7 protein-coding genes are annotated in these 14,418 nt (G+C 51.0%); all 7 read left to right on the top strand.

The annotated features are described in order from the left end of the window. Positions 1 to 17 precede the first annotated feature (17 nt). Positions 18 to 395 (top strand): D-Ala-D-Ala carboxypeptidase family metallohydrolase, encoded by a 378-nt coding sequence (locus ACRWSG_RS17500; RefSeq protein ID WP_462167002.1) that lies wholly within the window; start codon positions 18 to 20, stop codon positions 393 to 395. Beyond that, positions 395 to 2,221, top strand: coding sequence for a hypothetical protein (locus ACRWSG_RS17495; RefSeq protein WP_462167001.1), 1,827 nt, complete (start codon positions 395 to 397; stop codon positions 2,219 to 2,221). Before ACRWSG_RS17500 ends, ACRWSG_RS17495 begins: the two co-directional genes overlap by 1 nt. Beyond that, positions 2,221 to 4,155, top strand: a complete 1,935-nt coding sequence (locus ACRWSG_RS17490; RefSeq protein ID WP_462166999.1) for a phage tail tip fiber protein — start codon at positions 2,221 to 2,223, stop codon at positions 4,153 to 4,155. Before ACRWSG_RS17495 ends, ACRWSG_RS17490 begins: the two co-directional genes overlap by 1 nt. Positions 4,156 to 4,167: 12 nt before the next feature. Then, positions 4,168 to 4,545, top strand: coding sequence for a hypothetical protein (locus ACRWSG_RS17485; RefSeq protein WP_462166997.1), 378 nt, complete (start codon positions 4,168 to 4,170; stop codon positions 4,543 to 4,545). 12 nt (positions 4,546 to 4,557) lie between these two features. Further along, complete coding sequence (locus ACRWSG_RS17480; protein WP_462166996.1) at positions 4,558 to 9,918, top strand: hypothetical protein; 5,361 nt, start codon at positions 4,558 to 4,560, stop codon at positions 9,916 to 9,918. A 1,390-nt stretch (positions 9,919 to 11,308) separates the two neighbouring features. Beyond that, complete coding sequence (locus ACRWSG_RS17475; protein WP_462166994.1) at positions 11,309 to 13,099, top strand: tail fiber domain-containing protein; 1,791 nt, start codon at positions 11,309 to 11,311, stop codon at positions 13,097 to 13,099. Then, positions 13,099 to 14,370: a hypothetical protein gene (locus ACRWSG_RS17470; protein WP_462166993.1), complete on the top strand. Its 1,272-nt coding sequence runs from the start codon at positions 13,099 to 13,101 to the stop codon at positions 14,368 to 14,370. The genes ACRWSG_RS17475 and ACRWSG_RS17470 overlap by 1 nt, the downstream gene beginning before the upstream one ends. Positions 14,371 to 14,418 lie beyond the last annotated feature (48 nt).

Genomic DNA, 14,418 nt, shown 5'->3' with positions numbered 1-14,418 from the left:
TAAGAATAGGGCATTACATGACAGAACCTAGCACTAAGGACTTTAAGGCGGTCGAACTTCGTTGCAAATGCGATGAATGTGACCGTCAAGTTCCCAATGAGTGTGACCCGTATGCGCTGCGTATGCTGCAAACCTTACGTACGCGTGTCGGTGTCCCTCTAGTCCTAAACAGCGCCTACCGCTGTGCGAACCATCCAGACGAAGCAAAAAAGGAAAAACCAGGCACGCATCATAAGGGCGTAGCTTTTGACATTCGTGTTCCGTACGGCAGATTGCGTATGCGTATCATCGAAGAAGCTCTAAAGCTTGGCGCTAAAGGCTTCGGCTTCGGTAAGACGTTCTTGCACATCGACTTCCGTATGCAGAACGAAGCTACTAGCTGGGACTACAACTAATGAATATCCAGTTCACAGGCTTCCTAGGTACAGCTCCAAAGTACGATGATGAACAAGTACCAGACGGCTACGCTGTACTGTCACACAATACTAAATCTGAACGTGGCATCCTTGAGCCTTGGTCGCTGCCGTCATCGCTTGGCGCAACAGGCCGTGCTGATACGCAGTCAATGTTCAAGTACAACAATGAGTGGTTTAGCTGGGCTGAACCAACTTACGCTGTCCGTGCTCCATTGAAGAACGACGCCTATGACTACGTTGTTATCGCAGGCCACGGCAAAGACCCACAGGTCGCGTACAACCTGAACGCGGAGTCTGGGGCTGGTCCATATCCTTCGGTAGCATACCCACTGAATGTCCCTAAGCCACCTGACTTCGTATCAATTGAAACAGCAGTCGCGGAATATTGGCACCAAGAACCTACGCTGCAGTATGACGGCTCGGAGAAGGTTGTCCCTACCCACGGCCAAAGCGCAGCCACCGAAGACTTAAACGGTGATGGTATCGTCGGAATCATGCCATTTGTCGCACCAGAAGACGTTGAATACGATGTGACAGAAGTTGCTTACGCGTATTGCTACGTCGATGCGTGGGGCAGACTAAGTGAGCTGTCTAACCCGTCAGAACTAGTCGAGATTAAGGAATACCAGTACACAAACACTACGGCTGTGACGCTCACGTTCCCAGAGCTTGCAGAGGGTGTAATGGCGACCGACCCACTTCGCAATACCGACGGCAAGATTCGTATATTTCGCACCAATACAGCAGCCAGTGGTACAGGTGAATACCAGTTCGTGGCTGAAATTGGCATTAACGAAAAAACGTACGTTGATACGACATACAGCGGCGACTTGCTTGATTCACCACTCAATGAAGACTGGACTGGCGCACCAGACACCAACACTGAGTTGTACCCAAGTGGTTCAATGAAGAAAGTAGCGGTTATGGGCGCGGATATTCTGGTAGGCCACAACAAGCGCATACTGTGTTTCGCCGAACCTGAAGCCTTCTACGCTTGGCCTGTTAAATACTACAAGGTGTTCCAAGAAGACATTGTGACCATCCAACCAGCGGGAGCGAACCTAGTTGTCTTAACAACAGGCGTGCCGTACGTGGTTCAAGGTGTTCACCCTGATTCGATGGACGCAACACGCTTATCTGATCCAGTTCCTTGTTCAAGCGAGCATGGTGTCACTGAGGTAGCGGGCGCTGTGTATTTCACAAGTGATACAGGCCTACACCGCATTGATGACTATTCGATCTCAAACGTAAGCGAAGGTTTCCTATCGAATAAACAATGGCGCGACTTAGACCCGTCAACGTTGAAGCTGTCCAACTACGACAACAAGGTGTTTGTGCATAGTCCAGCGACTCGCAAGACATTGGTGTTTGACGCGTTAGACAGAAACGCAGGGGTTCGCACACTAGATTTAAACGCGTCTTGCTTCGTGCAGCTTGAGTCAACTAATGACTTGGCGTACGTCGATGTAGACACACAAGAGCTAATGCAGTTCGACTCGTCGGATGATGCGTGGCTACAGGCCAATTGGCAATCGAAGACATACCTGTTCAATGACCCTGTAGCGTTCAACATCGCGAAGGTACGTGCTAACCGCTTCCCAGTGAGCGTGACGGTGGCCTATGACCATGCGCTGACAGGCGAAGAGAAGACATACACCAAGCTAGTCGATAGCCCTATGTTCTTCTATCTGCCGTTCAACGCCCGTGCTCACAGATGGCGAGTGAAGGTTGACTCTATCAGCCAAGCAGCACCGCTTGAAGTTCGTGACGTGCAGTTAGCTCAATCACCAGAGGAATTTATCTAATGGCAAAAACAGCGTTGCCACCAGTACCGAAGGACGTACCACGTTCAGTCTCGCATTTCCTAACGGCATTGCGTGAGACTGTTCAGGTGCAGTCGGGCATGGGGCGCGGCAACCACTTAGACAGGGCTGTTACATTCCGTGACCTAAAGGTCGGTACTGGCACAACGGACTTGCGCAGGCTCGCTGTAAATTCGTCGGCTGAAGGTGACAAAGGCGGTTTTGGTGATCCAATTCCGCCACAGCCTACAGGCCTAGACGTGTACGCGATGTTCACTGCGGTAGGTCTCAAATGGGATAGGCCAGCGGGCGACTGGTACGCATTGACTGAGGTGTTCCGTGTGGACATCACTGAGACACCAGATGCGACCCCGACATTCGCTGAAGCGTTGTTCGTCGGCTCGTCAACTAGCGGGTTCTACTCGGATTCGGTCAATGGTTCGAGTACCTATGTATATTGGATCAGACACTTAAACCGTGACTATCAAGCGGGTGCGCCGAGCAATGCGAACGGTGTGCGCGTGACGACTAAAGACAATCCAGAGCAAGTGCTTGAGGACTACAGCGAGCAAGTGTTCAACGGCGAAAACTACGATTGGTTGCAGTCGGAACTTGGCGCTATTGATGCGTTGAACCGTGCTCTACAGGGCAATGGCTTCGGCGACACTAGCCTATCTAAGCTACTCAGCGAAAACAGCTCGGTTAGTGACCTTCTTGCAGACCAAGCCATGAGTGACGCTATCTCGAAGCACACGCAAGGCGAGACAATCCAAAAGCAGTTTGCGAAGAACTACGCACGGCTGGCAGGCGGAATACACGCAGCGGTCAATGCTGATGAAGCCTATGTCATGCGTATTCAGAACCTTGAGGCTCGATGGGAAAACGACCTAGGCGACGTTATCAACTCGAAAATCGAAGAGTTTGAGACTGTCCTTACTAACCAAGAGGGCGCACTTGCTCAAGCGATCAGAGACTTCCGTGTGGATTACAACGGCGAGTCGGCGAGTTTACAGCAGTTAGCCTCGGCCTCTGCGTCCGCTAGTTCAGGGTATCAAGCTCAATGGGGCGTGAAGACCAACGTGCAAGACCTACAGGGCGGCGTGGGCTTCTTCAATGACGGCACTGAAACGAGCTTTGTTGTCGATGCACAGACGTTCGCTGTCACTGGCGGCAATGACACGGTAGCCCCGTTCATCATTAAAGACGGCAAGACGGTCATTGATGCAGCGGTGATCAACACAGCAGAAATCTTCAGCCTAGTGGCACAGAACGTTACCGCAGAGAAAATCAGGGCGGGCACTAGCTTCAAATCACCAGCCATCGAGGGCGGTAGCATCAAGGGTTCTACGCTGGAGATTGGTACGAACTTCTTGGTCAACAACCAAGGTGTACTAACGGCTAAAAATGCGTTCTTCAGTGGTCAGGTAAACGCAAATGCAGGCCGACTACAGAACGTTGTTATCGACGAGTCGTGCGAGGTCAAAGGTACATTGAAGGCTACGAACGTCGAGGGCGACATTGTTGACCGTGCGGTTGTCGTCGTTAACGAAGAGTACACCGTGGGCGCACTCGAAACTTACACGCTTATCTCAGGGACAATCGAAGCGGGAATCCTTGGCGAAACCAATGATCGTAACCTTGTCGTCAGCGGCATAGCGCTCGACCACCAAGGGGGCGGTGGTTCATCAAGTAACTTCATTGTGACTCTGTACCTAGATGGTGAGGTGAAGCAAGTCTTCAGGTCGAAGAACGTGGGCGAAGAAGGCTCGGTGACAGTGCAGCTCGGCTGTGTGATCCCCAAGGGCAAAGCATCACATTCGTTCTCTGTCCAGCTAAGGCCAGATGTGAACGACAACATTCTAGTTCAACAATCAGCAATCGTTGCTGACATATTCAAATCAGGCAGCACGTTAACAAACGTGAGAGGCCTATACTAACAAGGTGTAAAAATGAGTAAATGGTATAGAACAGGTAAGGTCACATTGACCAAGGGCAGCGACGTTGTAACAGGTGTCGGCACGTACTGGGCATCGGCTGTCAACAAGCCTGTAGCGGGTGATATGTTCGCACTGACTAACCGAATTTATGAGGTTGTCGAAGTAGTGAGCGATACCGAAATTAAAATAGACGAAGCGTATGACTTAGCTACTAAAGTTAACGCGAAATATGGTATTATGCGCAGCGTGTCTGCAACCACAAATACTCGCCTAGCAGCACAGGTGAGTGACACATTAGAGAAACTAGGTAATCGCGTTACTGTCTCGACTACTGCCCCAAGTGCAGGCCAAGGTCGTGATGGTGACATTTGGATTGTCGCAGATTCCTAATGGTAAAACCGCATGTCGGCTATAAAAATTAACGGGACTTGGCAACGAGTCTCGGCTATCAAAGTAAAGAAAGGCGGCGCATGGGTAGACCATAGCGCCGTTTACGCTAAGTTAGAGGGTGCTTGGCACTTAATCGACTTAGGCGCAGTCCCACTTGGACCAGCTTATCACGTATGGAAAGCATACGCTGATGACGCGCAGGGAACAGGCATTAGCCTTGACCCAACCAACAAAGAATACATTGGCTTCAGCACAGGCCAACGCACCGAACAGCCTGACTTGTCAGACCCTTCAATCTTCGATTGGTCACTAATCAAAGGTCAAGACGGACAGGATGGACAGGACGTAGACGAGACAGTTCTTAATGACATTCTCGACAAGCAGACAGGTTTTGAGAAAGACCTAACTGATGCAGAGTCACGCCTAAAAGCCGCCGATGCAGCGCTCGCCAACGCTAACAAAAATCTATCGCTATCACTGGATGACGTAGACTCACGTCTTGCCAGCCTAAAAACGAACGTAAACCTTGATGTAACCCGTATTGACGAGGCTATCACTCAGGCGAACGGTCGCATCGACACAGTAAACACTGATGTCACAGCATCAATCAGCGCTGTAGATAAACGAGCAACAGACGGCCTAAGCGCTGCGAACGCGTCGATTGACTCAGTTGCTTTAGACTTGGGCGGTGTAAAAGATGATGTTACAGGCCTAGTCACGCTAACGAATGGTCAAGGCTCAAAGATTGCTAACCTTGAGACAGAGAGCGACGAACAGGCGCAGCGCGTGTCTATCCTTGAGACTAGCGACGGCAAAAACAGATCACGCATAGCTTCACTTGAAACAACTACTGGCGCGCACGCTAGTCGTCTATCAAGCTTAGGTGTTTGGAACGGTGAGAACTATTCAGTAATCACGAGCCTTGAACAAGCAGACGCAGACAATGCGCAAAGTATTCGTACGTTAGAAGCACGCGGCGATGAGTCAGAAAGCCGTATCACAACACTTGAAGAAACGGACGCTACGCACGCCACACGCCTTTCTAATGTAGAGACCAAGGCAACCAATGCCCAAAACCGAGTAAGCACGTTAGAATCGACTTCAGCGAAACATGCTTCGCGCCTAACGAACGTAGAAAGCAAGGCCAACAACACAGCAAGCAAGGTTACAACGCTCGAAAAGACTACGGGCACTCACGCTAGTCGTCTTACGAATGTAGAAAGCAAAGCCACCACAGCAGTATCTAAGGCTGATGCAGCACAAGCTGACGCAGACAAGGCCAACACTGATGTATCAACAGTCACGAACCGAGTAACAGATCTAGAAGAAACTAGCGGCGCTCATGCTTCAAGACTAACGAACGTTGAGACAAAGGCCACTACCGCAGTAAACAAAGCGAACGCAGCCCAAAAGGATGCAGATGCAGCACAAGCTGACGCAGACAAGGCAAATACAGATGTTTCGACGGTTTCTAACCGGGTGTCAACGCTTGAGAGCACAAGTTCAACTCACGCCAACCGTCTAACGAACGTAGAGACACTAGCCAATAGCGCCAACTCTAAGGCGAACAGCAACTTAAACCGTGTTAGCACGCTGGAAAGCACGACTACAGACCAAGCGCAACGTATTACGCAGGTTGAGTCAGTTAACCTTGAGCAGCTTGCGACAGCCAACATCATCGCTGAGTGGTCAGGTTCTACAAGCGTTACGAGCGATACAAAGGAACTAACGCTCGAATCAGACTACGCGGGGAAGGCAGCGCTTCGCCTGCGCCTGTATGATGCAGAGGGCGGTTTAGCGTTCAAGCTCAATGGTGTTGAACTGCCTAGGCCAAAGGGCGCAGACGGAGCGACACTGTGGTTTGACTACCTCGTTGACATCAAGAAAGGTTCTAACAGCATTGTGTTCTGGCAAGCTAGTCCAGATGGCGGCACGCTAAAAGGTGTTCAGATCCGAGGCGGTGATGTAGGCTCAGCGGTTAAGTCACTAGAGACAGCCAGCAACAACCATGCAGGCAGACTAACCACTGTAGAAACCACAGCACAGAAAGGTGTTGATGATGCAGCGCGAGCACAGGGCGACGCGAACACAGCTAATGCCCGTGCAACTGCTGTATCGAACCGTGTGACAACGCTCGAAGAAACCAGCGACACTCATGCTTCACGTTTAACGAATGTGGAAACTAAAGCGACCACCGCAGTTAGCAAAGCGAACGCAGCCCAAAAGGATGCAGACGCGGCGCAGGCCGACGCGGACTCTGCGAACAGTAAAGTTAACTCTGTCACGAACCGTGTTAACACGCTGGAATCAACCAGCACATCACACGCTAGTCGCCTGACCAACGTAGAAACCAAAGCGACTACCGCAGTTAGCAAAGCGAACGCTGCCCAAAAAGATGCAGATGCTGCACAGGCCGACGTTAACTCTGTTACAAACCGTGTCGGTACACTGGAATCGACAAGCACGGCGCACGCTTCAAGGTTGACGAACGTAGAAACCAAAGCGACAACCGCAGTAAACAAGGCTAACGCAGCCCAAAAGGATGCAGATGCCGCACAGACTGGTGTCGATTCCGTCACAAACCGTGTCGGCACGCTAGAAGAAACGAGTACAACGCACGCTTCAAGGCTCACGAAGGTAGAAACCAAGGCTACTTCGGCAGTTAGCAAAGCGAACGCAGCCCAAAAGGACGCAGATGCAGCGCAGGCTGGTGTCAATTCCGTCACAAACCGTGTCGGTACGCTAGAAGAAACTAGTTCAACGCACGCTTCACGTTTAAGCAGCGTAGAAACCAAAGCGACAACCGCAGTAAACAAGGCTAACACAGCTCAGAGTGGCGTTAACTCGGTCACAAACCGTGTCGGAACGCTAGAATCGACAAGTACGACGCACGCATCTAGGCTGACGAACGTTGAAACAAAGGCGAATGACGCAGTTGCTGACGCCGCAGCAGCACAGGCCGCAGCAGATCTGGCAGACCTTCGCACGCGAAGTGTTGACCAGAGTACCAACTTGCTGCCGCTCAGTGAGTGGAAGCCGCAAACAAAGGGTTCGGCTGGCCGCTTCGGCAAGAATGGCGACATAAGCGAGAACGAGCGCATTAACGGTGTCGGCCCTTACGGGAACACTGTCCTCTGGGCGTCCCGAAGCACTGGCAGTCGCGATGCCAGCGGTGGTTGGTCGATCGATATTAGCGCCGATCGCAACAAAACTTATCGCTCTACATGCTGGTACAAGCGCGACGACGCATCGGCGCGAGGCGTTGGTTCATCGTACTTAGGTGCTCAATCTTGTATCACGCTCAGCGGTGAATCCAACACGAACCCGTACTACATGAGCTTTTCGACTTCGACGCTGGACTCATGGGGTATTGAGCATGGCGAGTGGTACTGTATCGTAGGCCACATGCACCCGCATGACTACACGGGCGGTGATCACCCTGACACTGGCGTCTATAATAGCCGTGGCATTAAAGTGGCAGCGGCGCGAGACTTCAAATTCCGACCAAATGCGACCGGAGTAAGACACCGTGCGTACTATTACTACGAATCGGTCAAGGACGCCCGCCAGTTCTTCGCAGAGCCGAGACTTGAAGTAGTTGACGGCACAGAAATGCCAATTGAGATTGTCCTAAGCACTATCGACGGCCTTGCGCGTAAGGCTGAAGCATTAGCGAATGAAGCGGACACTAAGGCAAACGCTAACGCGAGTCGCGTCACTTCACTAGAAGAAACAAGTTCAACGCACGCAAGTAGACTGACAAACGTAGAAACGAAAGCTACCACAGCAGTCAACAAAGCTGATGCGGCGCAGGATGATGCGGACACAGCGAACAGCAAGGTCAATTCGGTAACTAACCGCGTAGGCACGCTTGAAAGCACAAGTTCTTCACATGCAAGCCGTTTAAGCTCAGTTGAAACTAAAGCTACTTCAGCAGTCAACAAAGCGAACGCAGCCCAGAGCGATGCGGACACGGCGAACAGTAAGGTCAATTCGGTAACTAACCGCGTGGGCACGCTTGAAAGTACAAGCTCATCGCACGCTAGTAGGCTGAATAGCGTAGAAACTAAAGCTACAACAGCCGTAAGTAAAGCTAATGCGGCACAGTCTTCGGCAAATACTGCTAATTCGGGTGTTTCGAGCGTTTCAAACCGCGTCGGTACACTGGAAAGCACAAGTACAAAACACGCGAGTCGTTTAGATCTTGTCGAAACCGTCAACCTAGACCAGTTGAAAGGCGCTAAGATCCAAAGTGAGTGGAAAGGTTCTGTAGGTTTCGTCCAAAGTACAGACTACGCGGGTTCTTCACGTTTCACCCTACAGAGTGAGTACACGGGGAAAGCAGCCCTATGCGCCCAGATGCACGACCCTGAAGGTGCGATCCGCATCGCTGTGAATGGTGTCAACCTAGGCGTAGCGCCAAGAGTTTCCAAAAACAACGCAGTCGAGTGGTTTTACTACCTAATTGATGTGGTCGAGGGTGATAATGAGATAGCCGTTTGGTCTGTGTCTGGTGATGGCGGCAGCACAAGGGCGCTCCAAATCCGTGGTGGCGACGTAGGTTCGGCTGTTAGAACACTGGAAAGCACTAGCGACAACCATGCGAGCAGATTGAGCAGCGTCGAGACTAAATCGAAGAGCAATTCAAACCGTGTCGGCACGTTGGAGAGTACGAGCAGCAGCCACGCTTCACGTCTTAGCTCGGTGGAAAGTAAGGCCAACAATAACGCAAGTAAGGTAAGCACGTTAGAGAGCGCCACAGCAAACAATGCGAGCCGTATCGAAACGGTTAATACGACTCAGGGCAATGCTATCGCCTCTGCACTTGATACGGCAAAAGCCTACACTGATTCTGAAACAGGTGTGCTTAAAGCTGAACGAGTAATCAAGGCTGAAGCCAATGGTCGCGTATCGGGCGTCCACCTACTTGCTGACGGCAGCGGTGCAGAGGCAGGCGGTAAGATGTACTTCCAAGCGGACGAGATTGCTATTGTCCCGCCTAACTGGAATCCGAGCACAGAGCAGGATAAAAAGCAGTTCCCGTTCTACTTCACTGAAGACCGCAAGTACATGTACCTAGACGAAGCGGTGATCAAAGCATTATCAGCAGAGACAATCGACAGTGGTAACTTAGCCGTTGACGGTATCTCGTTGCTTAGCTCAGACCTAACAATGCCAGCGGGTACAATCCAAGACTACATGATTGACCCAGCGTTCAAAGACGGCCTTGTTCGTGTTAACCCAGATGCAGAGATCCTAGGTGGTACTGAGTCGATGTCGTCTAAAGGTGTTTGGAACAATAAACGTTTCGACCTACCGACACTTAAATCGGGCGGTAGCGCTCAAGTGCTGACAATCTCGTTTGTCGGATAATGAGAGTGGCTTAAAAGACATCCAGTTTGACGTTACGCTTTATCTGAATGGTGTACCGTTCAACTTCTCTAATGGGAAGTCTACACTTAAGCTATCTTCGTCTATTAGCGGTGCGGAAGTAGACGGGGGTGATTTCAAATACACAAGATACAGCACGTCATTCAAATTCGAAGACCGTATCATCTTGCCAGCCCCGACTTCAGGCGAGAACTACACATACCACATGGTAATCTCGAACCCTGATTTTGCGTCAGGCCACGGCAACTACGCGTCAAGACTAACTGTATCAATGTCAGCTAGTGAGCCGACTAAGTCAAGTGGGGGCTTCATCACTGATGTTCGCTGGGGTGATGTTAAAGAAAAGCCCGTGATTTCTCAGTTTGAGGACTACAAAGTTTCGACCGCGGGCGCAGGCTGGGTAACGGTCGCAGAGTCGTCTGGAAGTCGCGGCTATGCGAGTGTCTACGTGTGGGACACAGAGAGTGGCGATCACGCCTTCATACACATGGACGTATTTAGAAGCTACCAAGACCAAGGGCTTACGGTGGTAAACAGCGGTGGACACCAGCAGCGCATCACGGCCGCACGTTGGATTCGTAGCTCGGACAATACGTATGGGCGCAAGAAGCTACAGGTCTATGTTTCAACAGCGTCGGCGTACCGTGTAATCGTCAAGGATAACCATGCCTTGAGCGGCTTCGACGGGACAATCAATGGCGTTAAGCCTGTGCTAGAAAACCTGCCAAGTGGTTATTCGACCACAGGGACGGAGGTCAGCGGATTAGGCGGGTTCGGTGGTACTTTCGGCGTTGCGGAAAAAATAAAAATCGGTGACGGCACAGCTTGGCACTCAGCGAATGACGGTGCAGGCTCAGGCCTTGACGCGGATAAGGTAGATGGATTCCAAACGTCGCAGTCAGGCGCAGCAAACACAGTGGCGGTTCGCAACGGCAGCGGCGATATGTATTCTCGATTGTTCCGCTCGACCTACCAGAACCAAACTTCGATAAGCGGTGGTATTGCGTATCGGGTTAGTACATCAGATAACTATATCCGATTCTGCAATGACATGAGCGCAGTTCGTAAGTTCGTCGGCGTCTACTCTAAAAACGAGAGTGACGGTCGCTATGTGCGAAAAGACCAGAACAACACGATAAATGGAGGCCTAACGTTAAGGAAAACAGGCACTGCATTGTTGATCGGCGGTGACGGCTCGTACGATAACGCTGACGGTCACATCAGAATAGGTAACGCGACGTACTTCTACGATATTGAGTATCGTGGCACAGGTTCAGGCAATGAAAACGCACTTGTCGTTAAATCGAACAGTTCGAACGTATTTGTCGCAAAGGTAGACGGCAGTATTGATCTGAGTCAGGCGGGCGCGACCGTGGCTGGACATAAGATCTGGACAGCAGGAAACGATGGGTCAGGCTCAGGCCTTGACGCAGACAAACTGGATGGCCTACACGCTACGAACTTCGCACGCATCGGCACGACTAGTCCTCCGAACAATTACCTATTCGTCCGCCGTAGCTCTTCAGCGGCTACGTTGTACGTAAACCAGTTCGGCAGTGGTGACATCGCGCGGTTTGTTAAAGGTAGCAATGGTCATGAGACAGAGGGTGGAGTAAGTGTTGTAATCGGTGGTACAGGGTCGATCACAGCTTCGGGTGAAATATCTTCGAAGCAATTGGTTACTGCCAACAACCCGCTTAACCACAGCGCGGGTGTGAGCTTAGGTTGGGACAATAATGCGCCAAGACTAAGAGTTGGTGGCAGTGGCACTGGCGCTGAATCACCTTTCTCTATCCGCTCGACAAGCGATAGAAACATGCTTGAGGTGACGACGGAAGAAGCCTACATCGGTTTGGGCAAAAACAAAGCATGGCATACCGGTAATGACTCTACGCTTCGCGGCCTTAAACTCACTAACTATAAGAACATTACTGTCGGTGGCGACGCGAACACTTACTACCCTGTGTTGATCACAGGTAGCGTAAAGTACATGTTCGGTCACTTCTCGATTAACCGAGGATATAACGACGTTGCGCCTGATAGTTGGAATACAGCGTCACATAAGGGCGGTCTAACGTTCGACTTTTACTGGTCTGGTGACTCTGGCTGGGGTGGCAACGACCATGACCTTCGAGTTATCCAGTTCTCAGAAACATACACTACGATGGTCGGCGGCATGGTGCTCGCTACAAGCGGTCTAGTTGTCTGGCTGCGTGGCGGTGGCGCGGTTTACAGGATTCACAGCGAAGCGGGCAATCAGCTTGATGCCACTGCTCACATTGGAACGTACACAGCGTCAAATGGCTCAAATTTTGCGCCACGGACGAACACAAGCAACGTGCGTGGAGAAATCTACAGTCGTTGGCCTGTAAGGACAGACGGTAAACTTGCCGTTGTCAAAGGTATGTCAGTCGGCCCTGACAATAAAGAGGTTATAAACGGCGAGAATACTTGGTATCGGGCGCACGGCGATGAAGGTATCTACTTCACTACGCACGGTGGCGGTCTGCACATGACGGACAGCACGTGGGTTAGGACGTACGCAGGTAAGGCGTTCTACTCTTCTAGCACCGATACTCTAAAGTCGATAAACACCGATGGCGGTATTCGATTCAAGCACCAGCTCTATAACCCAAACCCAACGGGCGAGGGTGGTATTGTCGGCAACTACAAAGAGCTGGGCACTGGCGTAGAACAAATGATATGGACTATCGGCACAGACTGGCGAACGCACAGTACCCACTACGGTATGGGCTATAAGTTCGGCAGCGGTGTTGGCGGTAGAACAGAGCACAGCATCACGTTCAAGAACGGCGGGACTATATATACTCGTATCGGTTTCCAAGGAAGCGCTACGTTCGCGAAGAAAATTTATGCTGCGGATTTCGTTGCTACATCGGATCGCCGTATCAAGGCCGACATCAAACCGATTGAAAATGCGCTAGACAAAGTCATGAAGCTGTCAGGTAATACCTACATAAGAACCGACCTAGAAAACACTGCATCAACGGGCGTTATTGCACAAGAGGTTGAGGCCGTTCTACCTGAAGCCGTTGTCGAGGAAGACGACGTAAAACGCGTGTCATACAACGGTGTTGTTGCAATGCTCGTTGAGGCCGTTAAAGAACTAACAGCAAAAGTAAAAGTATTGGAGGCAAGATAGTGGCAGACACCATCAAGATTCAAGCAAGTCGTGATGGGCTGGTTGATGTTCCGGACAACATCAAAGTAGAGAGAGGGACGAAAGTCCTTTTCTCTAGCACCAGCGCAAGCAGCTCAGTAAACATCACAGGCTTTGAGTCAACGTATTGGACGAAGACGAACAACGCCGTACTCGAACTCGGCAAGGACGATGTCTACTACATCAAATCAAACGCACCTTACGGCAAAAGTACACTACGGGTAAATGACCCAGTGGACGGCTCTAAGCACCCGTTCACCATTGAGGTTGTGCCGTCAATTGACAAGCCAAACCCGTACTACTTAGGCCCAACTATAACTAGTAGCTACTCAGGCCTTAATGCGAATGAATTTGTCGTCAGTCAGGTCTACCGCCTGCAAACTGAGTCGTACACAATAGTACACCTGAGAAGTGATGATCCAGAAGTTCGCTTCAGGCTCGTTGAGTACGCGTCAAACCGCCATGAAGAAGACTTCTACGGTAACTGGGTTACAGATTTCTTTATGAACTCAACGTTCCGCAGAAATTTCCAAATAGCGTTCCGCGCGCCGACGGGGTCGCTAGAGAGCAAAACGTCTACTGTCCGTATAGGTTCAAGAGTCCACACCGTCACACTGAGCACTAGCACCGAGCTTGTGCCCGCAAACCATCATGTAATCAACTTCGGTCATACTTCTGGGGAGCTTAGCCTACTGGACGTTAAGGGTTTCTTCGGCGGTGCGGGTAATCTGCGTGACTACTTCAGAAAAGGGCGAAATGTACCCGACATGCCCGCCAACTCGGGCATTCCGACGTCAGGCAGTATAAGGCTTACGGACTTCCGAGGGGCAGCGACAGCGTTTTTTATAGCTCTACACCCGAGGGACAGAGACACAAGGCTAATGCTCACCCAGTATGGTGATCAAAGTACCGGTGTAGGCTGGAACATTTGGACGGGGGAGGCCGACGACTGGGACTTAGGTTACAGCAAGTTCATCAAGGACAATGCCGAGTTTAGATACACGCTCGACTATACGTTCCACAGGGGGTACGGCACGACAAGCCCCTTTAAAAAGCCAGTGCTCAGCTCTATTTCGGGCAACCCTGGTACTTGGTCGAGTGCGAACAAGTCGGTGCATGTCACAGTGTACGGCAGGAAACGTGAAGAGTTCTTTGTCACATGCACAGTCACAATGTACGCTAGGCACAAGGACTTCCCAACAAAAACGCTGTCTACAAGCGCACAGGTAAAAGTTCGTTGCGTCGGCGTGTAATCAATTAACAGTAGCACTACTATTAATTGTAGTAGTGCCGCGTTATAA

Source organism: Pseudoalteromonas sp. GB43 (genome assembly GCF_054923805.1).
Note: the sequence above shows the minus strand (reverse complement) of the source record. Positions and strands in the feature narration are given on the sequence as shown.

Excerpts from the sequence above, each read along its gene's own strand:
- ACRWSG_RS17500 (WP_462167002.1), top strand. The coding sequence starts at position 18 with ATGACAGAACCTAGCACTAAGGACTTTAAGGCGGTCGAACTTCGTTGC.
- ACRWSG_RS17485 (WP_462166997.1), top strand. The coding sequence starts at position 4,168 with ATGAGTAAATGGTATAGAACAGGTAAGGTCACATTGACCAAGGGCAGC.
- ACRWSG_RS17490 (WP_462166999.1), top strand. The coding sequence starts at position 2,221 with ATGGCAAAAACAGCGTTGCCACCAGTACCGAAGGACGTACCACGTTCA.
- ACRWSG_RS17495 (WP_462167001.1), top strand. The coding sequence starts at position 395 with ATGAATATCCAGTTCACAGGCTTCCTAGGTACAGCTCCAAAGTACGAT.
- ACRWSG_RS17480 (WP_462166996.1), top strand. The coding sequence starts at position 4,558 with ATGTCGGCTATAAAAATTAACGGGACTTGGCAACGAGTCTCGGCTATC.